Origin of the sequence: Aeromicrobium sp. CF4.19, assembly GCF_051262555.1 — a bacterium.
Classification (GTDB): Bacteria; Actinomycetota; Actinomycetes; order Propionibacteriales; family Nocardioidaceae; genus Aeromicrobium.
Map to the genome: position 1 here is coordinate 447501 of NZ_JBIMEU010000002.1, position 26331 is coordinate 473831.

General features: G+C 68.9%; 21 protein-coding genes and 1 tRNA gene. 13 read left to right on the forward strand and 9 right to left on the reverse strand.

The features are described 5' to 3' along the window. Positions 1–9: 9 nt before the first annotated feature. Positions 10–1218 carry an APC family permease gene (locus ACHAAC_RS06795; RefSeq protein ID WP_435715300.1) on the reverse strand — a complete coding sequence of 403 codons (1209 nt, stop codon included), beginning with the start codon at positions 1216–1218 and terminating at the stop codon, positions 10–12. Positions 1219–1393: 175 nt separating this feature from the next. Between ACHAAC_RS06795 and ACHAAC_RS06800 the strand changes: the two genes are divergently transcribed. From ACHAAC_RS06800 to ACHAAC_RS06810, 3 genes are all read left to right on the forward strand, one after another. Next, a complete protein-coding gene (locus ACHAAC_RS06800; protein ID WP_435715301.1) occupies positions 1394–2854 on the forward strand; it encodes a protein adenylyltransferase SelO in 1461 nt (486 codons plus the stop codon). 209 nt (positions 2855–3063) lie between these two features. After that, the gene (locus ACHAAC_RS06805; RefSeq protein WP_435715302.1) at positions 3064–3933 is read left to right on the forward strand and encodes a hypothetical protein; all 870 of its coding nucleotides are present in this window, start codon (positions 3064–3066) and stop codon (positions 3931–3933) included. 237 nt (positions 3934–4170) lie between these two features. After that, on the forward strand, positions 4171–8340 hold the full coding sequence (locus ACHAAC_RS06810; protein WP_435715303.1) for a hypothetical protein: 4170 nt from the start codon (positions 4171–4173) through the stop codon (positions 8338–8340). Positions 8341–8518: 178 nt separating this feature from the next. Here the strand turns inward: ACHAAC_RS06810 and ACHAAC_RS06815 are convergent, their stop codons facing one another. The 3 genes from ACHAAC_RS06815 to ACHAAC_RS06825 are packed head-to-tail and all read right to left on the reverse strand — an operon-like array spanning position 8519 to position 10934. Further along, positions 8519–9223 carry a hypothetical protein gene (locus ACHAAC_RS06815; protein ID WP_435715304.1) on the reverse strand — a complete coding sequence of 235 codons (705 nt, stop codon included), beginning with the start codon at positions 9221–9223 and terminating at the stop codon, positions 8519–8521. Positions 9224–9230: 7 nt separating this feature from the next. Beyond that, a complete protein-coding gene (locus tag ACHAAC_RS06820) occupies positions 9231–10526 on the reverse strand; it encodes a M20/M25/M40 family metallo-hydrolase (RefSeq protein WP_435715305.1) in 1296 nt (431 codons plus the stop codon). A 9-nt stretch (positions 10527–10535) separates the two neighbouring features. Then, entirely contained in the window at positions 10536–10934 is a 399-nt protein-coding gene (locus ACHAAC_RS06825) for an SRPBCC family protein (protein ID WP_435715306.1), read from the reverse strand. Between the two features lie 36 nt (positions 10935–10970). On the opposite strand from ACHAAC_RS06825, the gene ACHAAC_RS06830 reads away from it, so the two are divergent. The 5 genes from ACHAAC_RS06830 to ACHAAC_RS06850 all read left to right on the forward strand — a co-directional run bounded on the left by ACHAAC_RS06830 (position 10971) and on the right by ACHAAC_RS06850 (position 14365). Beyond that, positions 10971–11852, forward strand: a complete 882-nt coding sequence (locus ACHAAC_RS06830; protein ID WP_435715307.1) for an AAA family ATPase — start codon at positions 10971–10973, stop codon at positions 11850–11852. 8 nt (positions 11853–11860) lie between these two features. Further along, a complete protein-coding gene (locus tag ACHAAC_RS06835; RefSeq protein ID WP_435715308.1) occupies positions 11861–13234 on the forward strand; it encodes a VWA domain-containing protein in 1374 nt (457 codons plus the stop codon). A 74-nt stretch (positions 13235–13308) separates the two neighbouring features. Then, complete coding sequence (locus tag ACHAAC_RS06840) at positions 13309–13527, forward strand: DUF6458 family protein (RefSeq protein ID WP_435715309.1); 219 nt, start codon at positions 13309–13311, stop codon at positions 13525–13527. 130 nt (positions 13528–13657) lie between these two features. Then, entirely contained in the window at positions 13658–13849 is a 192-nt protein-coding gene (locus ACHAAC_RS06845) for a DUF6458 family protein (protein WP_435715310.1), read from the forward strand. A 78-nt stretch (positions 13850–13927) separates the two neighbouring features. Beyond that, positions 13928–14365 (forward strand): PGPGW domain-containing protein, encoded by a 438-nt coding sequence (locus ACHAAC_RS06850; RefSeq protein WP_435715311.1) that lies wholly within the window; start codon positions 13928–13930, stop codon positions 14363–14365. A gap of 73 nt (positions 14366–14438) precedes the next feature. On the opposite strand, the gene ACHAAC_RS06855 is transcribed toward ACHAAC_RS06850, so the two are convergent. Together ACHAAC_RS06855 and ACHAAC_RS06860 are read right to left on the reverse strand one after the other, a co-directional pair. Beyond that, a tRNA-Leu gene (locus ACHAAC_RS06855) sits at positions 14439–14524 on the reverse strand. Positions 14525–14990: 466 nt separating this feature from the next. After that, positions 14991–16265, reverse strand: a complete 1275-nt coding sequence (locus ACHAAC_RS06860; RefSeq protein ID WP_435715312.1) for a DUF445 domain-containing protein — start codon at positions 16263–16265, stop codon at positions 14991–14993. Between the two features lie 52 nt (positions 16266–16317). On the opposite strand from ACHAAC_RS06860, the gene ypfJ reads away from it, so the two are divergent. The 4 genes from ypfJ to hrpA all read left to right on the forward strand — a co-directional run bounded on the left by ypfJ (position 16318) and on the right by hrpA (position 23157). Next, positions 16318–17217: a KPN_02809 family neutral zinc metallopeptidase gene (ypfJ, locus tag ACHAAC_RS06865; protein WP_435715313.1), complete on the forward strand. Its 900-nt coding sequence runs from the start codon at positions 16318–16320 to the stop codon at positions 17215–17217. Beyond that, positions 17198–17959 carry a CPBP family intramembrane glutamic endopeptidase gene (locus ACHAAC_RS06870; RefSeq protein ID WP_435715314.1) on the forward strand — a complete coding sequence of 254 codons (762 nt, stop codon included), beginning with the start codon at positions 17198–17200 and terminating at the stop codon, positions 17957–17959. Before ypfJ ends, ACHAAC_RS06870 begins: the two co-directional genes overlap by 20 nt. 113 nt (positions 17960–18072) lie before the next feature. Beyond that, positions 18073–19455, forward strand: coding sequence for a DUF222 domain-containing protein (locus tag ACHAAC_RS06875; RefSeq protein WP_435715315.1), 1383 nt, complete (start codon positions 18073–18075; stop codon positions 19453–19455). A 102-nt stretch (positions 19456–19557) separates the two neighbouring features. Further along, positions 19558–23157, forward strand: a complete 3600-nt coding sequence (gene hrpA, locus ACHAAC_RS06880; RefSeq protein WP_435715316.1) for an ATP-dependent RNA helicase HrpA — start codon at positions 19558–19560, stop codon at positions 23155–23157. A gap of 3 nt (positions 23158–23160) precedes the next feature. On the opposite strand, the gene ACHAAC_RS06885 is transcribed toward hrpA, so the two are convergent. Continuing rightward, positions 23161–23523: an FKBP-type peptidyl-prolyl cis-trans isomerase gene (locus ACHAAC_RS06885; RefSeq protein WP_435715317.1), complete on the reverse strand. Its 363-nt coding sequence runs from the start codon at positions 23521–23523 to the stop codon at positions 23161–23163. A 59-nt stretch (positions 23524–23582) separates the two neighbouring features. Here ACHAAC_RS06885 and ACHAAC_RS06890 point away from each other — a divergent pair, with 59 nt between their 5' ends. After that, a complete protein-coding gene (locus ACHAAC_RS06890; protein WP_435715318.1) occupies positions 23583–24602 on the forward strand; it encodes a zinc-binding dehydrogenase in 1020 nt (339 codons plus the stop codon). Positions 24603–24609: 7 nt separating this feature from the next. Here the strand turns inward: ACHAAC_RS06890 and ACHAAC_RS06895 are convergent, their stop codons facing one another. Both ACHAAC_RS06895 and ACHAAC_RS06900 read right to left on the reverse strand, forming a co-directional pair. Next, entirely contained in the window at positions 24610–25062 is a 453-nt protein-coding gene (locus ACHAAC_RS06895; RefSeq protein ID WP_435715319.1) for a MarR family winged helix-turn-helix transcriptional regulator, read from the reverse strand. Positions 25063–25108: 46 nt separating this feature from the next. Continuing rightward, positions 25109–26323 carry an acyl-CoA dehydrogenase family protein gene (locus ACHAAC_RS06900; protein WP_435715320.1) on the reverse strand — a complete coding sequence of 405 codons (1215 nt, stop codon included), beginning with the start codon at positions 26321–26323 and terminating at the stop codon, positions 25109–25111. Between the last annotated feature and the right edge of the window lie 8 nt (positions 26324–26331).

A 26331-nucleotide genomic window follows, 5' to 3' on the forward strand; every position in this document is an offset into this window, starting at 1 on the left:
CGTGGAGCCTCAGCGGGGTGCGACGACCGTTTGCCGGCCCGGACGCAGCCGCCTCCACACGACCGTCGCGGTGACGATGACGACTGGGCAGATCAGGTAGGCACCCGCGGCCACCAGCAGCGCGGCCACCGCGACGACTGCCGCCAGCGCCGCCCACCAGGCAGCGGTCGCTCCGGGAAGGATGCGCAGAGCCGCGCCGCACGACAGGAGCAGCACCGGGACCTGTGACGCGGCGGTCACTCCGACCAGGACGGTCGCCGCGTCGGCCCGTCCCCACGTCGCCGCGAGGCTTGCCACGGCGATGACCGTCGGGATCCACAGGCTCGCGTCGTGCCGGCTGGGTAGACGCGGCACCAGGTCGCGGCCCAGCGCGCCGAGGCTGGCGACGTAGGAGTTCATGTTGGCGAGCGTGAGCGTGAGCGCGAGCACGACGGCCACGACGACTCCCCACGGCCCGATCGCCACCCTCAAGAGGTCCGCCACGGGTGAGGCGCTGGTGTTCTCCGACCCGAGCACCCCGACCAGCGTGAGGGACAGACCCAGGAAGGCGACGGCGATGATGACCACGGCCGTGGTCGTGATCCGGAGGACGTCACCCGGACGGAGGGTGGCGAACAGGTTCGCTGACGCCTCCCAGCCGGTCAGGGCCCACACGAGGAGGAAGGCGGCCGGGGCCATCGCGCCCCAGCCGTGCGGCGCGAAGGGGGTGAAGTTCGTGCCGGTCGCGTGGGGGGCCGCCAGCACGATCGCCACCAGCAACAGCGTCAACAGGATGCCGGTCAGCAGCACCTGCGCCGCCGACGACAGACGGAGGCCGGCGGCGTTGAGTGCGTAGGTCAGCGCGATGAGGACCAGCGCCACCGCGGCGGGCGTGTGCTGCCCGCCAACGGCCGCGCGCAGGTACTCGCCCCCGAACAGTCCCAGCGCGGCGACGCCCGGAGGGACCCCGACGTAGAAGAGCACGCCGACCACGGCCCCTGCCGTGTCACCGAAGCCCTGACGTACGTAGTCAGCGAGACCCCTTCCACCCGTCGCTCTGCCCAGCCCGACGAAGGTGACCGCCAGCAGGGCCGACAGCACGAGGATCAGCACCAGGGGGATGAGGAACGCGGGCCCGGCGGTCCGTGCTGCGAGCGCCGGAAGCGTCAGGATGCCCGGCCCGAGCACCGCCGCAACGTAGAGGGCGGTCCCCCGGGTGAAGCTGAGCTGAGTCGTCATGGGACCAATGCTGGCGGCGTCCGAGCGTCGAGGTCGTGTCCATCGAGACAGGTATCGCCTGGATCCGGACAAGCCTGCGGGCGCTCGTTCCGGCCACGCCAGGTGTCGCGCAACGACGGCGTTAGATCGCTCTGAGGCAATCGACTCGCGAGGTCCGGCCGGTACGCTGGACGGGGTGACGACGACTTCCGTGGCACGTCCGTTCGCCAACAGGTTCGCTGTGGAGCTCCCAGAGCTGGCGCGGGTGTGGCAGGCCGAAGAGGTGCCGAACCCACGGTTGCTGGTGCTCAACGATCCGTTGGCCTGCGAGCTCGGGATCGACCCAGACGCGCTTCGCGGCACGGACGGCCTTGGTCTGCTCACCGGCACGCTGGTGCCGCCTGGTGCCACTCCGATCGCCCAGGCCTACGCCGGCCACCAGTTCGGCGGCTACGCGCCGCGGCTCGGTGATGGTCGGGCTCTCTTGATCGGCGAGCTGACCGACCGCGATGGACGGCTCCGTGACCTTCACCTGAAGGGGTCGGGGCGCACGCCGTTCGCGCGAGGCGGCGACGGTCGTGCCGCGGTTGGTCCGATGCTGCGCGAGTACGTGATCAGCGAGGCGATGCACGCTCTGGGCGTGCCGACGACCCGCGCGTTGGGGGTGGTCGCGACCGGCCGGCAGGTGCGTCGCGAGACCATCCTGCCCGGTGCCGTGCTGGCCCGGGTGGCGAGCAGCCATCTTCGGGTGGGCACGTTTCAGCTCGCCGCCTCGACCGGTGACGTCGAGCTGTTGCGACGTCTGGCCGACCATGCGATCGAGCGTCACCATCCGGCCGTGGCCTCCGCGGAGCACCCGTACCGCGCGCTGTTCGAGGCCGTGGTCGCGGCACAGGCCGACCTCGTGGCGCGGTGGATGCTCGTCGGCTTCGTGCACGGAGTGATGAACACCGACAACATGACGATCTCCGGCGAGACCATCGACTACGGACCGTGCGCGTTCATGGAGGCGTTCGACCCCGCTGCGGTCTACAGCTCGATCGACGTCGCCGGCCGCTACGCCTACGGCAGCCAGCCGGCGGCCGCGCAGTGGAACCTTGCGCGGTTCGCCGAGACGCTTCTCCCGCTGTTCGCCGAGGACCAGGATCGCGCGGTGACGCTCGCGGAGGAGTCGCTCAGCGTGTTCCACACGAGCTACTCGACCACCTACTCGGCAGGCCTTCGCGCAAAGCTCGGGTTCCCCGCGGAGGTGGCCAACACAGTCACGGCGGAGCTCGGCGAGGAGCTGCTGGAGCTACTTCGCAGCAGCCAGGTCGATTGGACCAGCTGCTTCCGCGCCCTGGGGGCAGCGGCCCGCGGCGACGTGCAGCCGGTCCGCGGACAGTTTCTCGAGCTTGCCACGATCGACGATTGGCTCGCCCGCTGGCAGGCGCTCGACCCCGACCCGGACCTGATGGACCGCACGAACCCCGCCTACATACCGCGCAACCATCTGGTGGAGGAGGCGCTCGATGCTGCGACCGCCGGTGACCTCGGCGCAGTCCAGCGGCTCCTGGAGGTCGTTCAACACCCCTTCGAGGCGCGTCCCGGTCTGGAGCGTTACGCCGCACCGGCCCCGCAGGACTTCGGGCGCTACACCACCTACTGCGGCACCTGAGAGCTTCCCCGTCGGAGACCGACATCGGCCGGTCGTGCCGACCCCGCCTCCCCCCCTGGCAACTGGCACAGCCGCGGCTCGCGAGGCCCAAAGGCGGCGGAATGACTCAAACCCCGCACGCGCTCGGAGACCCCCCACGCAACGGCGGCGCCCCGAACGAAGCCGCTGGGTAACGAGGTGTTGGTCCGGAAGGAAGTTACCCTCGCTACATGCCTGAGGTAGTGGATGAGGCGAACGTTGCTAGGTGGAAAGAGATTGCTACTAGTTCGCGATGGTCCTTGAGAGTCCTGTCCCAGGTGGGCGACCCAGCCGACGGCTCGCCATTTGCACAGGTGAACATGGTCCACACCGAGAAGGCGTCAGATTGGTGTCGAGGCTTTCTGGACGCGTCGGCGGAACACATGCGCCACTGGGCTGACTTTGCCGCGCCCCTGAAGTGGCACCCCGACCATGTCGTGACCCACACGTTCAGGCCGACGCAGACGCTGGCGCGTGCGGCTATGGAGTCAGCGGCCCAGGCGGTGTGGATCATGGCCCCCGATGACCCGAACGAGTGCATCCGACGGCACCTTTGCTTGATCCGGTGGGACTACTCCGAATACCGCAAGAGCCTTCCGGCAGACCGCAAGGCCATTGCGCGCGAGCAGGACCAGCGCCTGCTCGAGAGCGTCAGCGCGCACTTCACGGAGGACCAGCTCCGTCCGCCGAGCTATTTGTCGGTCCTCCGTGAGACGGCAAGCGTGGTCCGACGGGATCCTGACGAGGTCGAGGCGGTCTGGCGCGCCTCAAGCGGGTCAGCGCATGGAAAGCGATGGGCGGCACATGCGCTGCAACGGGTCACTCCAGGAGAGGAGTACGAGCCTGGGCAGTTCCGTGCCCTGCTCATGCCGGACCCCACAGCTATGACACGCGCGCTGGACGTAGCCGACGCGCTGCTGACATATGGCGTGTCGCGATTCCTACAACAGTCAGGAGCAGATTTCGCGGCCGCACATCAGGACGCGATGCAGTGGCTTGAGTCCGTCGTTCCCATGCGCCGCGGAGATGACGCGTCTGTCCCAGGAGACGACCCTGCATAGGCCGACTCTCCAAGGCGTCCGCGTGGGTTTACGGACACCGGGCATGGCCAGCTCGCAGCGGTTTGACGCGCTGCGGGCCTCTCGGCGCAGGGATTCTCCGCGTCCTCCCCGCGGGGTTAGGTCACCAGGGACGCGCGGAGACGACCGCTTCGCCTGGTATGCATTGCCATCGCCATTCGAGCTGAGAATCACCATCAGAGTCCGCATTGCGTCGGCTGCACTGCATCGGTTTACGGCATGATCTCTGTCGTGGCCAACGGAAGCACTTTCGCTGTAGACGTGGAAGGTGGCGCTCCGCCCGACGACCTAGTGCGTCGTTCATGGGACGAGATTCGCAACCACCCGGTTCAAGAAATAGTTCCTGCGCAGGACCCCAAGCTTCCGCTCGCGGAGATGCCTCCCGAAGCGTTCGAGCGGCTGTGCGCAGAGCTGGTTGACAGGGAGTCGAAGCAGGGCGGGGTCCACGTCTACGGACGCCGCGGCCAGAAGCAGTACGGCATCGACATCGTCGAGTTCGCCAAGGAACCGCAAGGGGAAAGTCCAGCCCCTGCGCACGTCTACCAGGTGAAACGGTTTCAGGTCATTACCCCAGCCGAGCTCCGGAATGCTGTCGAGCTATATGCCGCGTCGCATCGATTCAAGGCGGAAAAGTTCACTGTCATGACGTCCGCTCCGACTGATGACAAACGCTTGATAGACGAACTCGCGGAGTTGCGAGAGCAGTTCAAGGGCCAGTTCGAGGTTCAGCTCGAAGGGCCGGCCCACATGCAGAACCGTCTGAGGAACCATGCGACGACTGTTCGTGCCGTCTTCGGTAAGGCGATGGCCGAGGCCCTGTGCGGCGACCCGGGCGAAGCACCGCCCGCGCTAGTTCGCGACATCTCGTCGCCGGAGCCGCATATCCGCACTTTGAAGATGGCGATGGAACAGGACTTCCACGAGGACAACGCGGTCCGTTTCAACGAGGCTGACCTCGTCGGGCCGAGCGTCGATGCGATGTTCGTCGATGTACCCGTCGTGGCACACGCGCGCACCCGAGCGGGCCAGCTCCTGAAAGGCCTTGCCCTGGAAGGCGTACAGCTCGATTGGAATAGCAGGCAAGAGTTCGCAGCCTCATTGGCACCTTCGCACGCGCCATCACAGCACGCCACCGGCACCGGCACCGGCACCTCAGGGATGATCGGCCCCATCAGCATGAAGGCTGGGCAGGCCGGTTACGAACCCATGGAATCTGCGGGTGGAGCCCAGGCCCTCCTGCATCCCCGGTGGCTGGAATCCACCGTCATTGTTGGCGGTCCCGGGCAAGGCAAGTCGACCCTGCTGCAGTACATCTGCCAAACACAGCGCGCGCGGCACCTGGGCATGCACGAGTACGAGCACGAGGACCACCAGATCCAGGCCACGGCAGCCATGCCCCGCATCCCGTTTCGGATCGACCTGAGGCTGTACGCCAAAATGCGCCGCGAGGCCCTTCTGAAAGCCGCCGGCCACGACCCGCAGGCCAGGAAGGGGCGGCGTCCAAAGAAGAAGAAGCTGGGCCAGGACATTAACGACCCCGCCTGGCTCAAAGGTCTCCCCGCCGAAACCCGACTGAAAATCTTGCTAGAGAACTACATTAGCGAGCAGGTGTCCATCGCCGCTGCTGGCACAGAGTTCACCGTCGATCATCTGATCAACGTCGTTAGTCGTTGGCCCGTTTTATTCGCTTTCGACGGCCTCGACGAGGTCGCGCCTCTTACCGACCGTGCGGCAGTGTCAGACGTCATCCGCGACTTCCGGAACCGATACAGCTCTGACGGCTTGGACGCCCTCGTTGTCGTAACCACCCGCCCTGGTGTCGTCGAACGACCTATTTGGAATGACCCAAACTTCGCGACGCTCCAACTCGGTGATCTCGTACCTGCGCTCAAGATGCGCTACGTCGAGAAGTGGGCGCGGAGCGTAGACCTGCCCTCAGCGCGGCGAGAACAGCTCGTGACCACGTTCGAAGCTGAGCACTACAAGCCCCACGTTCGCGAGGTCTCCTCGAACCCAATGCAGTTGGCGATTCTGTGCCGCCTCCTCGAACGTCGCACGGTCATCCCTGACCAGCGCACAGCGCTGTACGACGAGTACATTGGGGTTTTTTTCGACCGAGAGTTTGAGAAAAGCGACATCATTGGCCAGTACCGCCCGACCCTCGCCAAAATCCACGCGTACCTGGGCTGGTGGATGCACACGAAAGCTGAGGGCGGAAACTCCAACGGAACGATCGATCTCGCGACGCTCAGGGAACTTCTCCACGAGTTTCTGGGAGGTATCGGGCAGCCGACCGACATGGTCGACGAGCTGTACAACGAGATGCAGGCGCGCGTCATCTGCCTGGTGCAGCGGAGGCAGGGCAGCGGAGTCTTCGAATTCGAGGTTCAAGGGATCCGCGAGTATTTCGCCGCGCAGTACCTCGTTAAGGAACTTTCGGCCTCGTCGAGCGGAACTAAGGGCAAGCGCCTTGGCGAGGCGATACGCCGACCGTACTGGTGGAACACTATGCGGTTCGCCGCCGGCATGTTCGACGATGGAGAGTTGCCCGACATCGTGTACGTCTGTCGAGAACTGCAGCGCGCGGAGTTCAACCGACTCCCTCTTCCGCGTCAGGCAGCCAAGCAACTCCTCGACGATCACATTTTCCGCACTGTCAACTTGACCGTGGCTGAAGACCTTATCCGTGACGTTCTCTCCGGTACCGGCATCTTTCTCGCGGTCGATGGGATGCTCCAGCCAGGATCTGCACCGTTCACGTTTCCCCCAGGCGCGACAGCCTGGGCGCTGGCCACAGTGCTGAAGGAGAGGATCCTGGCAGGGCCTCGCGACGAGTGTCTGGCGGCCTCGACTCTGCTCTGCCGTCAGCTCGACCTTGCCGATGCAGACGGCGTAATGCGGAGCGAGATCTGGCAGTGGTGGTGGGGGGACGGCGACGCTCCTGAAGTTGTCCGGAACACGGCACCTTCAGACTGGCTCGAGGTCGCGAGCACGCTTCGACTTCTCAGTGATCTCCGGCGGGACGAGGAAGAACTGCTATGCAGCGTCATTGACCGAGCCCGCCCCGGAGCCCCGATTGACGTCCTGGAGCTTCTCGCCCGCGGGGGCCGGTGGTCCCCAGGCTCCCGCCTCCACGAACTCTGCGTCACAGATCTCGCCGCCGGCGCCGCTGACGGCTACCTACCTCCGGCGCCGACTATTGCCGACCCGCGAGTAGCAAACGACGACGACCGCTCAAGGGAGCAACTGGACAAGGGCGACGATCTCGAAGGTGAAGACCCCGAGGACGAGACCGACGACCACGGACGCCTTCTCATCAGTGGGCAGCTTGGCCAGCTCATCCGCGCATCGCAGGTCGACCGGTGTCTTGTGGCCTCCAAGAAGCTTGGAGAGATCGCCGGGACTGAGCTACCGAAACGGGCGTCTAGCCGACGACGTATCCGCGGACACGATAGGGACATCCGTATCAAGGTCGCCGCACTCGACGACGCGTTCGACGCTCTTCTGACGCAACCAGATGCGTCTGGATGGGCAACGCTTCTCGACGTCCTCGAAGAGGAGTGGGGTGACTCCTGGCTTCTTCGACAGATCATTCTGCTCACCCTCACTGCCTCAACCCAGGCCGCAGCTGCCCGCGTCACGCGCAACGATGCGAACGCACCGATACACGCGTGGCCTGACCTTGTCACATGGGCTGCAAGCGCCAAGCGGAACCGCAACGACGCTGATTGGTGGCGATCAGCCCTCACCGCCGCCGCAGACGAGGACGCCGGGCACGGGGCGCAAAGCATGTTCGTTTTGGCTGCAGCTGTCGCACTGCTCAACGGCTTGCCCATGTCGCAGCTCGCGCCCGAGTTGAACTCACTGTGTTCCCGTTTGACGCACAAGCAGTGGGGGCGGGTTGCAGCGAGCTGCGCTCGAGCCGCGGCAGAATACTCCCGTCCTTTGCGACTGGGCCAGCAACTTCGCACGACGTTCAAGCCTTCGTCGCGTCTCGCCGTTCTGCTGCTTACCCGAGCAGACGACGCCACCGCGTCGGAGTCGATCCGTTTCGTCTTTCCCGACCTCAATACGCTCTGGCAAGCTTCGCCTGCTGTCGACAGTCTGGTACGACGGCTTGTTGCTTCCGCGCCCCGCAAGGTCGACCTTGATCAGCTCCGCGGATCGCGTGGCTCCCTGCCGGCGGACCGCTTCTTCAACTTGCCTCCCATGCAAAATCTCACCGTGGCGGCTTCTGAGCGAGTCCTTGAACAACCCGCCCACTGGCCGGCGGACCTCGTCAGGGCAGCAGCCGAGAACGCGGAAGCACGCATCGCCGCCAAGCTGCCGAGCATGGGGGACCTGGCTGCGAGTAGGAACTGGACGGTTCCGGGGACTACGCCTTCCTGAGCCAACCAGATCTCGCCGGCCAATGGGTTGGTCAGGCCGGGCAGGTGAAAGAAGCAGGCTGAGCGTCACAGCCTTGACGTCGGGTCACGCTGAATGATGCGCCGAGGCGAGCGTCGAGTTAGGCGCTTCGACTTGCGTCTATGTGGGCGAAAAGGGCCGGGGCTGCCTTCGCCAGGTGCTACTGATCCGCGGCGACGGCTCTGGCCAGTGTGCTGATCTGCGATGCCACGGTGTCAGGCTCGATCAGCTGGTGCAGGTGGCCTCCGTCGAGACGGGTGGTCGGCCAGCCCAGCGCTTCGGCGCGTTCGAGCTCGGCGGCGTAGGTGTCACCGAAGGCGAGGTAGGCGCCGGGGAGCGTGTCGGTCCAGTCGAGCGGGACGTCGATGGTCGACCGCAGGTAGCCGAGCGTGACGCGGGGCTGGACTGCCTCGACCTCCCAACGGATCGGGCCGGGTGGGAAGAGCGGCGCCACGTCGTCGTCGGGCCACCACTGGGTCCAGCCGGGCAGCATGCCCGCCTCGTCGGCGAGTGGGGCCACCGTCTCCAGCAACGCGGCCGGCGCCATCGGGCACCGACCACCCTCGGGCAGGCCGGCGTCCACGAGGACGAGACCGGTCACCCGCCGACGCTCCGCGACGAGCGGCGCGAGCAGGCCCGCGTTGGAGTGCGCGACGAGCGTGACGTCCCGATCCTTCGGCACGTCGACGAGCAGGTCCTCCAGCGCATCGTCCGGGGACGTCAGGACGTCGCGCCCCCGCGTCGACGCCACCCGGACGTCGTGCCCCCGCGCGCGCAGGACGCTTGCCGCCGGTTCCCACACCAGGGGGCCGAGCAACGGGCTGCCGGCCAGGACGAGCAGCGGCTGCTCCCCCTCATCGATCACAGAGTCATCAGACGATGTTCAGCAGCTCGTCGAAGACGCGGGCACCGAACGCCAGGGAGTCCACCGGCACGCGCTCGTCGACGCCGTGGAACAGGGCGGTGAAGTCCAGGTCGCCGGGCAGGCGAAGCGGGGTGAAGCCGTAGGACGTGATCCCCAGCCGGCTCCAGGCCTTGGCGTCGGTACCGCCGGACATCAGGTACGGGGCGATGTGCGCCTCCGGGTCCTGGCTGTGCAGCGCCACCGTCATCGCATCCACGAGGTCGCCCTCGAAGGGGTACTCCAGGGCGATGTCGGTGATGTGCGGCTCGACGAGCACCCGGTCGCCCACGACGTCCTGCACCGCGGGCAGGAAGGAGTCGGCGTGGCCGGGCAGGTAGCGGCCGTCGACGAAGGCGACGGCCTCGCCCGGCACGACGTTGTGCTTGTACCCGGCCTCCAACATCGTCGCGTTGGTGGTGTTGCGCAGGCCCGAGCCGATCATCCGAATGGCCGGTCCGACGTGCTCCAGCACCATCTGCGGGTCGGTGGACGGCTCCCCGGTCAGCTCGCGCACCTTGGCGATGAGCTGCTGCATCGACGGGCCGGGGCTCTGCGGCCACTCGTGCTCCCCCAGCGCCACGAGCGCCTTGGCCAGGTGGGTGACGGCGTTGTCCGGCTGGGCCATCGAGCCGTGCCCGGCCGTGCCGCGGGCCTTCAGCCGCATCCAGCTGATGCCCTTCTCGCCGGACTCGATGAGGTAGAGCCGCTGGCCACCGACCTCCACGGAGAATCCGCCCACCTCGCCGATCGCCTCGGTGCACCCCTCGAGCAGCTCGGGCTTGTGGTCGACGATCCAGTGCGCACCCTGGCGGCTGCCCGCCTCCTCGTCGGCGGTGAAGACCAGGGTGATGGGGCGCTTGGGGATGGCGCCGGCGCGCTGACGCGCCCGCACCACCGACAGCAGCATCGCGTCGAAGTCCTTCATGTCGACGGCGCCGCGACCCCACAGGTACCCGTCGAGGATCTCACCGGCGAACGGGTCGACCTGCCAGTCGTCGGCCTGGGCCGGGACGACGTCGAGATGGCCGTGGATGAGCAGGCCGTCGCGCGAGGAGGTCTGGTCGCCCCAGCGTGCGACGACGTTGGTGCGACCCGGAGCAGCGTCGAAGACCTCGGACTCGATGCCCACCTCGGCCAGCGAAGCAGCGACGTACTCGGCCGCCTTCCGCTCCCCCGGGCCCGTTCCGTCGCCGTAGTTGGAGGTGTCGATGCGAATCAGGTCGCGGCAGATCTCGAGCGCCTCGGCGTCAGGGAGGTACGTCATGTCGTCACCCTACGTCCGGAGCACGCCGTCGATGACCCGGCCGAACAGTCGGCGACCTGCGGCGGCCTCCACGCCCCCGAGGGCTCCCGGTACGCCGATCCAGTGCGCCACCTCGCGCCACTCCACGCGGCAGCCCAGGTCCAGTGGCGTCACGTCGATCTCGGCCCACCCGGTCACGACGCGGCCGCGCTTCTCCAGCCGGCAGTGCCGTGGCGGGTCCCACGTGACGACCTCCATCTCGTCGTCGAACGCGAGCCGACCGGAACCCGTCCGCGCGACGAACCCGCGCTCGGTTCGGGTGATGGTGGTGAGCGGCACGTGCTCACCGTGGCGCGGCCAGTCGGTCAGCCGGGCCCAGGCCTCCTCGGCCGGCATCGGCACCTCGCGCACCACGCTGAACTCGCTCACGGCACGATGGTAGGCACCAGCGCCGAAAGGGGCACGATGGCCACCACGCCGTTCACGTCGGTCGACGACGTCAAGACCAGGCTCGCCGAGGTCGGGTACCTCGCATCCGACGCCGTCGCGACGACGGTCTACCTCGCCAGCGAGCTCGGCAAGCCGCTGCTCGTCGAGGGCCCGGCGGGCGTCGGCAAGACCGACCTCGCCCGTGCCGTCGCGGAGGCCGGAGGCGCCGGGCTCGTCCGCCTGCAGTGCTACGAGGGCGTCGACGAGGCCCGCGCGTTGTACGAGTGGAACCACGCCAAGCAGCTGCTGCGCATCACCGCAGGCCGTGACGAGACGTGGGACCAGGCGCGTGACGACATCTTCAGCGAGGAGTTCCTGCTCCCCCGCCCGCTGCTCACCGCCATCCGGCGCGACGAGCCCACGGTGCTGCTCGTGGACGAGACGGACAAGGCCGACGTCGAGATCGAGGGCCTGCTGCTGGAGGTGCTCGGTGACTTCCAGATCACCGTCCCCGAGCTCGGCACCATCACCGCCACGACTCGCCCGTTCGTCGTGCTGACGTCCAACGCCACGCGCGAGCTGTCCGAGGCGTTGCGTCGTCGGTGCCTGTTTCTGCACGTCGACTTCCCGGACGCGGAGCTGGAGCGACGCATCATCGAGCTCAAGGTGCCCGAGCTGGACGCCAGCCTGGCCGAGTCCGTGGTCCGCGTCATCAACGCGCTGCGCGCCCTGCCGCTGCGCAAGGCGCCGTCGATCTCGGAGACCATCGACTGGGCGCGCACCCTGCTCGCCCTGGGCGCCGACGTCCTCGACGACGACGTCGTCAGGGACAGCCTCGGTGTCATCCTCAAGCACGCCGACGACGCCGCGAAGGCCCGCGCGTCGCTCGACCTGGACGCGGTGCTCTCACGCCAGTGATGAGCTCTGTGAACGAGACCGAGGGCCTCCCACAGCGGCTCGTCGAGTTCGTCGGCGCGCTGCGCTCCAAGGGTGTGCCCGCCGGAACCAGCGAGACGGTCGACGCCGCACGCGTCGCCTCCGTCCTCGGCTTCGACGACCGCACCCTGCTGCGCGAGGGCCTTGCCTCCGCCCTCGTGCGACGTGGCGGCCAGCGCGACGTCTTCGACATGACCTTCGACCTCTACTTCCCCGCCGGTGTCGGCACCCCGGAGGCCGTGCAGGAGCTCGACGAGGCCGTCTCCATCCAGGACCTGCGCGACCTGCTCACCATGAGCCTCGCCGACGGTGACCTGCGCACCCTCGAGCAGGTGGCCGAGATCGCCGTCGACGCCCTCGGCGAGGTCGGCGCCCCCGGTACCCAGACCGGCGGCTGGTCCGCCTTCCAGACCTTGGACCGGCTCCAGCCGCAGACCACGCTCGTGGCCGCGATGGCGGCCCGGGGTGGCGGCAGCGGCGCACCGGCGCCGGGTGACGTGACGCAGCGGATCGAGCGCGACGAGGTCCGTCGCCTCGTGGAGGCCTTCCGACAGATGGTGGCGGCGGAGGCCCGCCGCCGTACAGCCGAGGTGCGCGGACGCGACGTCGTCACGCGTCACGCCGTCCGGCCCTCCACCGACCACGTCGACTTCCTCAGCGCCAACCGGCAGCAGCTGGAGGAGCTGCGCGCCAGCGTGCGCCCGCTCGCCCGCCGCCTCGCCACCCGGCTCGCCGCCCGGCGGCGTCGGGCCAGACGCGGTCGCATCGACGTCCGTCGCACGATGCGCCGGGCCATGGGCACCGGCGGCGTGCCGCTCGAGCCGGTCTTCGAGCGCCCGCGCCAGTCCAAGCCCGAGCTGGTGCTGCTGTGCGACGTGTCCGGCTCGGTCTCCGGCTTCTCCAGCTTCACGATGCTGCTCGTGCGGGCCCTCAGCGACCAGTTCACCCGGGTGCGGGTGTTCGCCTTCGTCAACGCGATGGCCGAGGTCACCGACATCGTCAAGGAGGCCGACGACCCCTCCCGCGCCATCACCGAGCAGGCGCGCATCACCAAGTGGCACACCAGCAGCGACTACGGCGAGGCGCTCGCGGACTTCGCCGAGGACCACCTCGACGCCATCGGGCCGCGCACCAGCGTGCTGATCCTGGGCGACGCTCGCAACAACAACCAGCCGGCCAACCTCGACGCCCTGCACCGCATCGGCGAGCGGGCCAAGCGGGTCTTCTGGCTCAATCCCGAGCACGAGAGCCGTTGGGGCCTGGGCGACTCCATCGCCCCTCTGTACGCCGAGGTCGTGGAGATGCACGAGTGCGCCACCGTGGACCAGCTCTCCCGCTTCGTCTCCAGACTCCTGCCCGTCTGAACGCCGTTCAGGGTGCGCCGAGCCGCCAAGAACGCCACGCTGGGTGCGTCCCACCCCCAACCGGAGGAGTCACCATGCAGATCGGTGGATCCCTGTTCATGATCGCGCTCGGCGCGATCCTCTCCTTTGCCGTCGCCGACGCCATCAACGGCGTCGACCTCACGATGGTCGGCTACATCCTCATGGCCGTCGGTGCCCTGGGCCTGGTGCTGTCGCTCGTGTTCGCCTCGCGTCGTCGCGATGCTCCCCCACCGCAGCAGCCGCCGCCGGCCCAGCAGCCCCCGCCGCGCTGAGCACGTCCTGATCCAGCCGATGGCGGGCGCAGGGCCGACTCTCGGCGCCGCGCCCGCCATCTGCAGGGCGCAGCCAGCCGTGTCACGGTAGGTTGACGTCCGACGAGTCACCGAAAGTGGAGGTCATCCCATGTCCTTGGGAGTGTCGCTGTTCCTGCTCGCCGCTGGCGCGGTCATGTCGTTCGCGATCGAGAACGACACCGTCTCGTGGATCGACCTCGTCGTCGTCGGCTACATCCTCATGGCGGTGGGTGCGCTCGGCGTCGTCCTGACGCTCGTGCAGTCCGCCCAGGCCAGCTCCGGCCGCCGTCGCGACTACTGACGCTCCGGTCGACGTCGCCACCTTCCGGGGTCGCCGACCGGATCATGGCGGCCTTCGCCGTAGGCAGGACGGTGGATCATGAGACTTCCCCTCGGCCGGAAGGCACAGCACCTCGTCCTGGAAGTGCTGGGCTGGATCCTCGTGGTCCTCGGCACCGCCGCGCTGTTCCTGCCCGGCCCCGGCCTGTTGGCGCTGTTCGCCGGACTCACGCTGTTGTCCCAGCGGTACACCTGGGCCGAACGACGTGTCGAGCCGGTCAAGAGGAAGGCGCTCGAGGCTGCCGAGACCGGTGTGCAGTCCTGGTGGCGCATCGCTGGCTCCGTCCTGGCCGCACTCACCCTCGTCGGACTCGGCATCTACTGGGGCCTGCGCCCACCGGCTCCGTCCTGGTGGCCTCTGCGCGACACCTGGTGGTTGCTCGGCGGCTGGGGCACCGGCGGGACGTTGATCTTCTCCGGACTCGTGGCGCTCGGCCTCATGGTCTACAGCTACCGCCGGTATCGCCCCCGGGTCTGACCCGGCCTGTGAGCAGTGGCAGCACCTGACAGCACAAGGCCCCCGTACCGGCGAGAGTACGAGGGCCTTGCAGTGTCCGAGGGGGGACTTGAACCCCCACAGCCCTATCGGGCCACTAGCACCTCAAGCTAGCGCGTCTACCTATTCCGCCACCCGGACTCAAGTGGTGCGCACCATCGGCGCGCGATCGCCAACACTAGCAAACCGTCCGCCGCCGAGCCCTCATGGGGCCGGCCACCTCCGGGCGTGCTGATCGCCGCGAGAGCCAGCGGGCGAAGACGTCGTAGAATGGCCGAGGCCCCGGGAAGTATGAGTTCCCGGGGCCTCTGCGATCCAAGCGTGATGCTCTCCGATCGATCACGGTTCCAGGGTCTCGATCCGCCAACCGCATCACCGGCTGGTGGTCGGCCACCGAAGTGGCCGGCGTGGGTCTGAGTTTTCGATCCGATCCCGCTCTCCCGAAGGAGTGCGTGAGGACAGTTCTACGCCCGACACGGAGCCTTCCGCAAGGGTTTCTCCCCTGTTCTTGCAGTATTTTCTCGCCGTCCACACGATGCTGGTAGTTGCCCACAGGATCGGCCGCTTGTGCACAGCGCCATCCACACCTTGTGCACAAGAACGGGCTTCAGAGGACGTCGGAGAGGGTGTGGATCACCAGGCCGGCGAGCGCGCCCACGACGGTGCCGTTGATGCGAATGAACTGCAGGTCGCGGCCCACGTGCAGCTCGATCCGTTGGGCGGTCTCCTTGCCGTCCCACCGGTTGACGGTGGCGGAGATGATCGTCGCCACCTCCGACCCGTAGCGGTCCACCACGTAGGAGGCGGCGTCGGCCACGGCGAGGTCGACCCGCTCCCCCAGCGCCTCGTCGGTCTGCAGGCGCTCGGCTAGCACTCGCAGCTCCTCCAGGGCACGCCGGCGCACGAGGCCGTCGGGGTCCTCCAGGGAGCCGATGAACGCCCGCCGCAGCGCGTCCCAGATGGCGATGGAGGTCTTGGCCACCTGCGGCTGGGTCAAGACCCGCTGCTTCAGGCGCTCCGCCCGCTCCTGCGTCTCGGGGTCGTGCTGGAGGTCGGCGGACAGGTCCTCCAGCCAGTGGTTCAGGGCGTGGCGGGCGCGGTGGTCCTGGTCGTCGAGGATCTCACCGACCCACCTGACGGCCTCGCCGTGAAGGCGGACGGCCACTCGGTCGTCGACCCATTGCGGAGTCCACCACGGTGCCCGCTCGACGACGATCCCGGTGACCTCGTCCTCGTTCTTCAGCAGCCAGCGGTGCAGCTCGGCGAGCGTGAGGTCGACCAGCCCGGTGTGGGCTCGTTCGGCCACCACCTCCCCCAGTGCCTGGCCGGCCATCGGGCTCAGCGGCTCCTCCAGCAGGCGTGGGATGAGCGCATCGGTCACGACGGCGCTCACGTCGTCCGCCTTGACCCTGGCCAGCGCCCGCGCACCCATGCGGGCGCCCTCGTCGACGACCCGCTCGGCGTGACGTCCCGCCGCGAGCCAGGCGCCTGCCCGCCGGGCGGGGTCGGCCCCGAGGATGCGTTCGCGGACGACGTCCTCGCGCAGGAAGTTCTCCGTCACGAACTCCTGCAGGCTCGCCCCGAGGGACTCCTTGCGCCGCGGGATGATCGCGGTGTGCGGGATGGGCAGTCCGAGGGGGTGCCGGAACAGTGCGGTGACGGCGAACCAGTCGGCGATCGCACCCACCATCGCGGCCTCGGCTCCGGCGTTGACGTAGCCGAGGAACCCGTCCTCGTCGCGGGTGAGCACGTAGAGCACGGCCGCCAGCACCAGCAGCGACGACGCCACGGTGCGCATCCTGCGCAGCCTGCGACGCCGTTCGACGTCCGCCGCGCTCGAACCGATGTCCAGGCCTGCGTCGGGCGCGTCGAGGGTGCTCACCGGACGAGCCTAGTCACGCCGGCCCGGGCCGCACGCTGCGTAGACTTCGCCCATGAGCTTCAACGAGGGCGCGGACCTCGACACGAGCCAGGTCACCGGCGGCGGGCGCCGGGGCGGCGCGATCATCGGTGGCGGCCTCGGTGGCGTCGTGATCCTGCTCATCGGTGCATTCCTCGGCGTGGACCTCAGCAGCGTCACCGGCTCGAGCAGCCCCTTCGATGCCAGTCAGCTCGACACCGCCGGCAGCGCCGCCGAGTCGGACTTCTCCGAGTGCCAGACGGGGGCCGACGCCAACCGCGACGACGTCTGTCGCATCATCGGCACCGTCAACAGCGTCCAGGCCTACTGGAACGAGGCCCTCCCTGCCGACGTCGACCGGCAGTACCGCGCCTCCAAGACCGTGATCTACGACGGCAGCGCCCAGTCCGCGTGTGGCACCGCCTCCGCCCAGACCGGCCCCTTCTACTGCCCGGCCGACGAGCGCATCTACATCGACGCCGGCTTCTTCGACGAGCTCAGCACCCGCTTCGGGGCCGATGACGGTGCACTCGCCCAGGAGTACGTGGTGGCCCACGAGTACGGGCACCACGTCCAGCACGTCCTGGGTCTGCTCTCCCGCGGCCAGGACGGACAGACGGGACCCAGCAGCGGCGGCGTGCGCGTCGAGCTCATGGCCGACTGCCTCGCCGGCGTCTGGGCCTCCAACGCCAGCTCCACCACCGACGCCGAAGGGACCACCCTCCTCGAGCCGTTGACGCCCGACGACGTCCGCTCGGCCCTGTCCGCCGCCTCCGCCGTCGGCGACGACCGGATCCAGTCCTCCGCCGGCGGGCAGGTCAACCCAGAGTCCTGGACCCACGGCTCCAGCGATCAGCGTCAACGCTGGTTCCTCGCCGGCTACGAGTCCGGCACGATCAACCGGTGCGACACCTTTGCGACCAACACACTCTGAGCCCGGCCGGCGCCTGCTGGGCGTCGAGATCTGGATCGTCCTCGGGATCTCGCTCGGCCAGTCCGCCGTCTACGCGGTCATCAGTCTCGTCGCACAGCTCACACGCGGGCCTCTGCGCGACTCCACGGCCACCCTCAACTCCTCCCGCAGCGACCGCGAGTGGCTCGACCTCACCTACCAGGTGCTGGGCATCGGGTTCGCCATGGTCCCGGTGCTCCTCGCGCTGTACCTGCTGTGGCGCGACGACCCGCGGCTCGTCCGTGGGATGGGCCTGACCGACGCCCGACCGCTGCGAGCCCTCGCCCACGGGGCCGGCCTCGCCGCCGTCATCGGCATCCCCGGCATCGGGGTCTACCTCCTCGGTCGGGCGCTGGGCGTCACGGCCGAGATCCTCACCGTGCCGGAGAACGTCTACTGGTGGACCATCGTCATCCTCGTGCTCTCTGCGCTGCAGAACGGCCTCCTCGAGGAGGTCGTGGTCGTCGGCTACCTGTTCACCCGGCTGGGCCAGCTCGGATGGGGCCAGTGGCAGATCATCGTCACCAGTGCCGCGCTGCGCGGGACGTACCACCTGTACCAGGGCTTCGGTCAAGGTCTGGGGAACTTCATCATGGGGCTGGTCTTCGGCTGGTGGTACCTGCGCACCAAGCGCGTGCTGCCGCTCGTCATCGCGCACACCGTGCTGGACGTGTTCGCGTTCGTCGGCGTCCTGCTCGTCGGGGAGCAGCTCGGCCTGCGCTGAGCCGTCCCGGAGGTGTCGGGCTGTTTCTCCACAGCCCGGCTTGGTGTCTGTTGTGGGTGTCGGCGGTGGGTTCTATGATGGGAACATACAGTCGATAGAAGGATGACTCGCCGATGACCGCACCCTCGCTGGAGCAGCACCCCGTCACTGCTGGTGACGTGGCCGCGACGCTCGCACGGGTGCATGCACTTCTGGATGCGCTGCCAACCCAGGCGTACTCGGGGCTGGCTGGTCGTGAGCAGCGTGAGGCGGCCGGCTCGCTGGCGAGACTCAAGGCCCGGGTCACCGCGCACGAGCTGGCAGCCGTGGCTGCGGTGGAGTCCTCTGGAACTGCTCGACGTGAAGGTGCCTCCTCGACCGGTTCTCTGTTGGCGGGTGACTTCGGCCGTGACCGCCGCGGTGCGGACGCCGTGGTGCGCCAGGCCAAGCAGATCGACCAGACACCCCAGACGCACGAGGCGATGGCCGAGGGTCGGTTGTCGGCCCGGCAGGTGAGGTCGATCGGTCGGGCCCTGGACCAGCTCCCCACAACCGTCACCCCCACGCAGCGGGAGGCGTGCGAGACCCAGCTCGTCGAGGACGCACCCCGCATGGACCTGAAGCTGTTTGAACGTCACGCGGATCGGGTGGTGGGCCACTTCCTCACCGACTCCGATGACGAGTCCGATCTCGATGCCGCGGAGAACGACCTCGTCGAGCAGCGGGAGAAGAAGGCCTGGGCGGCGGCCGAGTTCTGGATGGGGCCAGCGGTCGACGGCTCCGTCAAGGGCGGGTTCACCATCCCCGAGGCGCAGGCCGCGCAGCTACGCGTGGCGGTGGACGCACTGTGCGCACCACAGGTGGAGATCACCGGACCATCCAGCCTGTCCCGAAGGTCCGGCGAGGTCCTGCTTGACGAGCGCCCCTCCTACCGGACTCGTCAGGGGTGGGCGCTCACCTACCTCTGCGAGCTCCTCCCGACCGAGAAGCTTCCCGAGACCAACAACCTCGGCCCGATCGTGACCATCAACCTCGACCACGAGACGTTGATTGAACGACTCAAGGTCGCGACCCTCTCCACCGGCGAGAGGATCTCCGCCGGACAGGCCAGGCGGATGGCGTGTGAGCACCGGCTCCTGCCCGCCGTCTTCGGTGGCGAGTCACTCCCACTCGACCTGGGACGAGACAAGCGACTCTTCAGCCTCGCCCAACGACGCGGGCTCGAATTCCGAGACCAAGGCTGCGTCTTCCCGGGTTGCGACCGACCACCCGGATGGTGCGTCGCCCACCACGCCCGCAGAACCTGGGCCGACGGCGGCGGCACCGACCTCACCGACGGGGTCCTGCTCTGTCCCCATCATCACCGGATACTCCACGACGACGGGTGGGACATCACCTTCAACGAACGAGGCCACCCAGCCCTCGTCCCACCCGCGACACTCGACCCGCACCGACGACCCCGCCTGCACGACCGCTTCCGCTGGCACGCAGACGGCGCCCCCAGACCGCACGCTTGAGGACCATCGGGAGGGCTCTGCCCTCAGGCCGGGCGCTGGCGCACCCCACGCCGGACCGCCGGGACGGCGCTCGGGGACCCGCCCGCCTAGACTGGACGGGCCGTGAAGCTCTCCTTCGACCCAGTCCTGCCGATCGCCCAACGGCACGACGAGATCACCGAGGCGATCCGCGACCACCAGGTCGTCGTCGTGGCCGGCGAGACCGGGTCGGGCAAGACCACGCAGCTGCCCAAGATGGCGCTGAAGTCCGGCCGCAGCCGGATCGCGCACACCCAGCCCCGACGCATCGCGGCCCGCTCGGTGGCCAGACGCATCGCCCAGGAGTGCGAGGTCGAGCTCGGAGCCGAGGTCGGCTACGCGGTCCGCTTCGACGACGTCTCCACCCCCGAGACCGCCGTGCGACTGGTCACCGACGGCCTGCTGCTCGCCGAGATCAACCGGGACCCCGAGCTGAGCCGGTACGACTGCGTCATCATCGACGAGGCCCACGAGCGCACCCTCGCCATCGACTTCCTCCTCGGCTACCTCAAGCGCCTGCTCCCCCGCCGGCCCGAGCTCAAGCTCATCATCACCTCGGCCACGATCGACGTGGAGCGGTTCGGTGAGATGTTCGAGGCACCCGTGATCGAGGTCAGTGGGCGCACCTATCCGGTCGAGGTCCGCTACCGGCCCCCGAGCGACGCCGATGAGGGCATGCTCGACGCCATCTCCACCGCACTCGATGAGCTGCCCCGCGACGGCGACGTGCTGGTCTTCCTCTCCGGCGAGCGTGAGATCCGCGACGCGGCCGACGTCCTGGCCGGCCGCAAGCTCCCTCGTACCGAGGTGCTCCCCCTCTACGGCCGCCTCTCCACGCAGGACCAGCAGAAGATCTTCAGCGACCACCCGGGGCGACGCATCGTGCTGGCGACCAACGTCGCCGAGACGTCGTTGACGGTCCCGGGGATCCGGCACGTCATCGACACCGGCTACGCCCGCATCTCCCGCTACAGCCAGCGGCTCAAGGTGCAGCGCCTGCCGATCGAGCCGATCTCCCAGGCCAGTGCCGCCCAGCGAGCCGGCCGCTGCGGACGCGTCGCCGACGGCATCTGCATCCGGCTGTACGACGAGGACGACCACGACGGCCGGCCCGAGTTCACCGACCCGGAGATCCTGCGCACCAACCTGGCGTCGGTGCTGCTGCAGATGGCCTCGCAGGACCTTGGCGACATCGCCGACTTCCCGTTCCTCGACCCCCCGGACTCCCGGGCCGTGAGCGACGGTCTCAACCTGCTGCGAGAGCTGGGCGCGCTGGAGGGACGCCGGGACGGCAGCGACCGGCTGACCAGCCTGGGCCGCACCATGGCCGGGCTGCCGCTGGACCCGCGCATGGCACGGATGCTGCTCGCCGCCGACCGGCTCGGCTGCCTGGCCGACGTCCTCGTGGTGGTCTCGGCGATGTCCATCCAGGACCCCCGCGAGAGGCCGCTTGAGCGCCAGGCCGCGGCCGATGAGAAGCACGCACGCTTCCGCCAGCCGGACTCGGACTTCCTGTCCTACCTGGCGCTGTGGCGCTACCTGCAGGAGAAGCGGCGCGAGCTGTCGGGCAACGCCTTCCGCCGCCTGTGCAAGGAGGAGTACCTGCACCACCTGCGCATCCGTGAGTGGCAGGACGTCCACGCCCAGCTGCGCCGCACCGCCAAGGAGCTCGGGATGAAGGCGGGCTCCGGCGAGGCCGATCCCGACGACGTCCACCGCGCGCTGCTGACCGGGCTGCTCTCGCACGTCGGTCTGCGCGAGGGTGACGGCAAGGAGTTCCTCGGTGCCCGGGGCGCCAAGTTCATGGTCTTCCCGGGCTCGGCGCTGTCCCGCAAGCCACCACGGTGGGTGGTCGCCGGCGAGCTGGTCGAGACGAGCCGACTGTGGGGTCGGACGGTGGCCAAGGTCGAGCCGGAGTGGATCGAGAAGGCGGCCGGCCACCTGGTGAAGCGTCAGTACGCCGAGCCGCACTGGTCCACGAAGCGGGGCGCCGCCATGGCCAAGGAACGGGTCACGCTCTACGGCGTCCCCCTCGTGGCCGATCGCCTCGTCCCCCTCTCGCGCACCGACCCCGCCCTGGCCAGGGAGCTCTTCATCCGCCACGCCCTCGTGCAGGGCGAGTGGCGCACCCAGCACCGGTTCTGGCACGAGAACCAGCGACTGATCGCCGAGGGCGAGCAGGTGGAGGAGCGGGTGCGGCGCCGCGGCCTGCGGGTCGACGACGAGACGCTCGTGGACTTCTACGACGCCAGGGTCCCCGCCGACGTCACCTCGGTGCGCCACTTCGACGCCTGGTGGAAGAAGACACGACGGGACTCCCCGGACCTGCTGACCTTCGATCCCGCGCTCGTCGCGGTCGACGCCGGCGACGTGGACCAGCAGTACCCGACGACGTGGAGCTCGCAGAGCTCGGACTACGCCGTCTCCTACGCCTTCGAGCCGGGCAGCGAGACCGACGGCGTGACCGTGGACGTCCCGCTGGACGACCTGCTCGCCCTCGATGCCAGGGAGTTCGTCTGGAACGTGCCCGGTCACCGGATCGAGCTCGTCACCGAGCTGATCAGGTCACTGCCCAAGCGGCTGCGTCGCGAGCTCGTGCCCGCTCCCCAGCACGCGCAGGACCTCGTTGCGGCCATGGACGGCGGAGCACCGGACCTCACCGCCGAGCTGGTCTCCCAGATCCGTCGTCGCACGGGAACCCTGGTCCAGGCCGACGACTTCGACCTCACGGCGGTGCCCGCCCACCTGCGCGTGGTGTTCCGCGTCCGGGACGAGGACGGGACGGAGCTGGCCCGCGGCCGTGACCTGCCGGCCCTGCGCGAGCGCCTGGAGCCCCAGCTGCGCCGCGAGCTCGACCGTGCCGCCGAGCAGGAGGAGCAGTCCGGCCTCACGACGTGGAGCGTGGGCAGCATCGAGCCGATTCTGAGGGCCGGTCGGGTCGACGGGTACCCGGCGCTGGTGGACGAGGGGGACTCGGTCGCCCTGCGCGTCCTGCCCACCAGGGTCGAGCAGGAGGTGGCGATGGTGCGCGGCCAGGCCAGGTTGCTCTCCATGGTGCTGCCCACCACGACCCCGAGGCTCGGCGCCTCGCTCGACCTGCGTCAGAAGCTGACCCTGGCCGCGGCTCCCTACCGCGATGCGGCGGCCGTGCTCGACGACGCGAGACTGGCCGCCCTGGACGATCTCGTGGCACGCCACGGCGTGGCATGGGACGAGGCAGGTTTCGAGGCACTGCGCCAGACGGTGGGCGCCGAGGTGCCCGAGGCGACCGAGGCCGTCGTCCGGGACGTCCTGCGCAGCGTGGAGGCGCTCGCCGACGTCACGCCCGATGCCAGCGAGGCCGGCGAGGACGTCCGCGTCCAGCTGAGCTGGCTGGTCTTCGAGGGCTTCGTGCGGGAGGTCGGTCGGGTCCAGCTGCGCCGACTGCCCACGTACCTGCGCGCCGCCAAGCGACGCCTGACGGCGCCGTCGTCGGCGAAGGCCGTCGACGTCCAGGAGCTGGAGGCGGAGCTGCACGCCCTCACCGACGGCTGGACCCGGCTGCGCCGGATGGCACCGGACGTGCAGCAGGTCCGGTGGGCGCTCGAGGAGCTCCGGGTGAGCCTGTTCGCCCAGAACCTGGGAACGGCCCACCCGGTCTCCGTCAAGCGGGTGCGCAGCCTGATCGCCGCGCTGCGGGAATGAGTCTCAGCCGACGTCGAGCAGGTCGATGACGAAGACGAGCGTCTTGCCGGAGAGGCGATGGCCGCCACCGGCGGCGCCGTAGGCCAGCTCGGGCGGAGCCACGATCTGACGGCGTCCACCGACCTTCATGCCGGGGATGCCCTCCTGCCAGGCACCGATGAGGTGCGGCAGGGGGAAGCGGGCGGACTGGCCGCGGTCCCACGAGGCGTCGAACTGCTCGCCGGTCTCGAAGTCCACGCCCACGTAGTGGACGTCGACGACGCCACCGGGCACGGCCTCGGCGCCGTCGCCCTCGACGATGTCGCTGATCTGCAGGTCGGTGGGCGCGGGGCCCTCGATGAAGTCGACTTCAGGCTTGGAGGTCATGCCACCGATCCTCGCACAGCCGTCGGGCACCCTCTCGGCCCGTCTGGGAGGATCGACCCATGCGTGCCACGATGCTCCACTCCCCCGGCGACATTCGACTGGAGACCCTCGACGACCCCGAGCTGGTCGACGACACCGACGCGATCGTGCGGGTCGTCGCGTCCTGCGTGTGTGGCAGCGACCTGTGGCCCTTCCGTGGTCTCAACGGCGAGCAAGGCGGTCCCCAGCAGATCGGCCACGAGTTCATCGGGATCGTCGAGCGGGTCGGGACGGACGTCTCCCACGTCACGTCCGGCGACTTCGTGATCGCGCCCTTCCTCTACAGCGACAACACCTGCCGGCTGTGCGTGAAGGGCGTGCACACGTCCTGCGTCAACGGCGGCGGGTACGCCGGGTGCCAGGCCGAGCTCGTGCGCGTCCCACAGGCCGACGGCACCCTCGTCACGGTCCCCTCGCCCGTCGACGACGCCCTCGTCCCGCACCTGCTGACGCTCTCGGACGTCTTCCCGACGGGTCACCACGCCGCCGTCTCGGCCGGTGTCGAGGCCGGCAGCACCGTCGTCGTCGTCGGTGACGGTGCGGTCGGCCTGAGCGGGGTCCTCGCGGCCAAGCGCCTCGGTGCCGCCACGATCGTCGCGATGTCCCGGCACGAGCCCCGCCAGGAGGTGGCCCGCGCGTTCGGCGCCGACCACGTGGTCGCCACCCGTGGCAAGGAAGGGGCCGGTGAGGTCAAGGAGATTCTCGGCGGCATCGGAGCCGACTCCGTGCTGGAGTGCGTCGGCACCAAGGACTCCATGAAGCAGGCCTTCCTCTCCCTGCGGCCCGGAGGCACGGTGGGGTACGTCGGGATGCCGCACGGCGTGGAGCTCAACCTGCCGATCATGTTCGCCACCAACTCCGGCCTCGCCGGTGGTGTGGCACCGGTCCGCCACTATCTCGACGAGCTGTTGCCCGACGTGCTGGACGGCACCATCGAGCCCGGTCGGGTCTTCGACCTCGACGTGCCCCTGAGCGACGTCGCGCACGCCTACCGGGCCATGGACGAGCGCGTTGCCATCAAGGCCCTGCTGAGGCCCTGAGGGGGCCTCAGGGGTGGCTGCGCTCCATCGCGTCGCTCAGCCGCCCCAGCTGGGAGGCGAACGAGGCAAGCTCCTCGGGCTCCCAGTCCGCAATGAGCCCGGCGAGCCATTCGTGGCTGTCCGAGCGGTAGCGCTCGAGCTTCGCCAGGCTGTCCGGCCGCGGCGTGAGCAGCTGGGCGCGGCCGTCCTCCGGGTCGCTGACCCGGTCCACGAGGCCCTGTCGCTCCATGGCGCCGACGGCTCGGCTGATCGTGGACTTGTGGACGTTGAGGTTCTCCGCGAGGTCGGACGCACGGATGCCGGACGGTGCGTCACACACGGCGATGAAGACCACGAAGGTGTTGTAGTCCAGGTCGGGGTGGAAGGACTCCAGCCGCGCCAAGGACCGCGCACGGACGTGGCGGACGAGCCGAGCGAGCTCGTAGTCGACGTGGAAGTCGTCGGGCAGCGGGCGGCTCATGCGCACATCCTAGGCAGGAGCCGGGCCACCACCGACGACCCGTCGATCAGCGCAGCTGGGACGACGTGAGGTCCAGCAGGCGACGCGCGACGATGAGCTGCTGGATCTGCTGCGTCCCCTCGAAGATGTCGAGGATCTTGGAGTCCCGTGACCACTTCTCCAGCAGCTCCGTCTCGGCGTAGCCGAGGGTGCCGGCGAGCTCCACGCACTTCAGCGTGATCTCGTTTCCGACCCGACCGGCCTTGGCCTTGGACATCGAGGCCTCGACGGAGTTGGGCTTGCGGTTGTCCGCCAGCCAGGCGGCCTCCAAGGTCAGCAGCAGTGCTGCCTCCCAGTCGGCCTCCATCTGGATGAACGTCGCTGCGGCGTGCGGCTGCACCGCCAGCGGACGGTCGTAGTCGATGGCAACGCCGGCGTCCTCCAGCAGCTCGCGGGTGAGCTCCAGCGCAGCGCGGGCGCAGCCGACCGCCATGCCGGCCACGAGTGGCCGTGTGTTGTCGAAGGTCGCCATGGCCCCGGCGAAGCCCTGCTTGGTGTCAATCTCCGGGTTGCCGAGCAGGTTCTCGGCCGGGACGCGGCAGTTGTCGAGCAGGATGACCGCGGTGTCGGAGGCCTTGATGCCGAGCTTGTGCTCCAGCCGCTCCACCCGGATGCCGGGCAGGGACTTGGGCACGACGAAGCTCTTGATGGCGGCACGGCCCATCGACTTGTCCAGCGTGGCCCAGACGACCACCGAGTCGGCCCGGTCGCCGGACGTGACGTAGATCTTCTCGCCGTTGAGGACGTAGGCGTCCCCGTCCTTGACTGCCGTGGTCCTGATCGCGGCGGAGTCCGAGCCGAAGCTGGGCTCGGTGATCGCCATCGCGGCCCAGGTGCCCTTGAAGCGCTCGAGCTGCTCATCGGTGGCGACCGACGCGATGGCGGAGTTGCCCAGACCCTGGCGCGGCATCGAGAGCAGCAGGCCGACGTCGCCCCAGCACATCTCGATGACCGAGAGCACCGAGGACAGGTTGGTGCCGTTCTTGACCTTGCCCTTGGTGATCTCGTCCTCACCACGGCGTACGCCGGCGGCGCCGGCACCCTGACCCTGGCCGGAGTCGCCCATGCCGTCCACGAGGGAGGCGAGCAGGTCCAGCTCCTTGGGGTAGGCGTGCTCGGCGAGGTCGTACTTGCGTGAGTTGGCGCGCAGGAACTCAGCGGCGACCTGGTTGGCCTGGCCGACGAAGGCGCGGAACTTCTTGGGTGTGTCGAGATTGATCATCGTTTCAG

Excerpts from the sequence above, each read along its gene's own strand:
- ACHAAC_RS06895 (WP_435715319.1), bottom strand. The coding sequence starts at position 25,062 with ATGAGCCGCCCGCTGCCCGACGACTTCCACGTCGACTACGAGCTCGCT.
- ACHAAC_RS06830 (WP_435715307.1), top strand. The coding sequence starts at position 10,971 with ATGGCCACCACGCCGTTCACGTCGGTCGACGACGTCAAGACCAGGCTC.
- ACHAAC_RS06885 (WP_435715317.1), bottom strand. The coding sequence starts at position 23,523 with ATGACCTCCAAGCCTGAAGTCGACTTCATCGAGGGCCCCGCGCCCACC.
- ACHAAC_RS06850 (WP_435715311.1), top strand. The coding sequence starts at position 13,928 with ATGAGACTTCCCCTCGGCCGGAAGGCACAGCACCTCGTCCTGGAAGTG.
- ACHAAC_RS06805 (WP_435715302.1), top strand. The coding sequence starts at position 3,064 with ATGCCTGAGGTAGTGGATGAGGCGAACGTTGCTAGGTGGAAAGAGATT.
- ACHAAC_RS06845 (WP_435715310.1), top strand. The coding sequence starts at position 13,658 with ATGTCCTTGGGAGTGTCGCTGTTCCTGCTCGCCGCTGGCGCGGTCATG.
- ACHAAC_RS06795 (WP_435715300.1), bottom strand. The coding sequence starts at position 1,218 with ATGACGACTCAGCTCAGCTTCACCCGGGGGACCGCCCTCTACGTTGCG.
- ACHAAC_RS06810 (WP_435715303.1), top strand. The coding sequence starts at position 4,171 with ATGATCTCTGTCGTGGCCAACGGAAGCACTTTCGCTGTAGACGTGGAA.
- ACHAAC_RS06840 (WP_435715309.1), top strand. The coding sequence starts at position 13,309 with ATGCAGATCGGTGGATCCCTGTTCATGATCGCGCTCGGCGCGATCCTC.
- ACHAAC_RS06875 (WP_435715315.1), top strand. The coding sequence starts at position 18,073 with ATGACCGCACCCTCGCTGGAGCAGCACCCCGTCACTGCTGGTGACGTG.
- ACHAAC_RS06900 (WP_435715320.1), bottom strand. The coding sequence starts at position 26,323 with ATGATCAATCTCGACACACCCAAGAAGTTCCGCGCCTTCGTCGGCCAG.
- ypfJ (WP_435715313.1), top strand. The coding sequence starts at position 16,318 with ATGAGCTTCAACGAGGGCGCGGACCTCGACACGAGCCAGGTCACCGGC.
- ACHAAC_RS06890 (WP_435715318.1), top strand. The coding sequence starts at position 23,583 with ATGCGTGCCACGATGCTCCACTCCCCCGGCGACATTCGACTGGAGACC.
- ACHAAC_RS06820 (WP_435715305.1), bottom strand. The coding sequence starts at position 10,526 with ATGACGTACCTCCCTGACGCCGAGGCGCTCGAGATCTGCCGCGACCTG.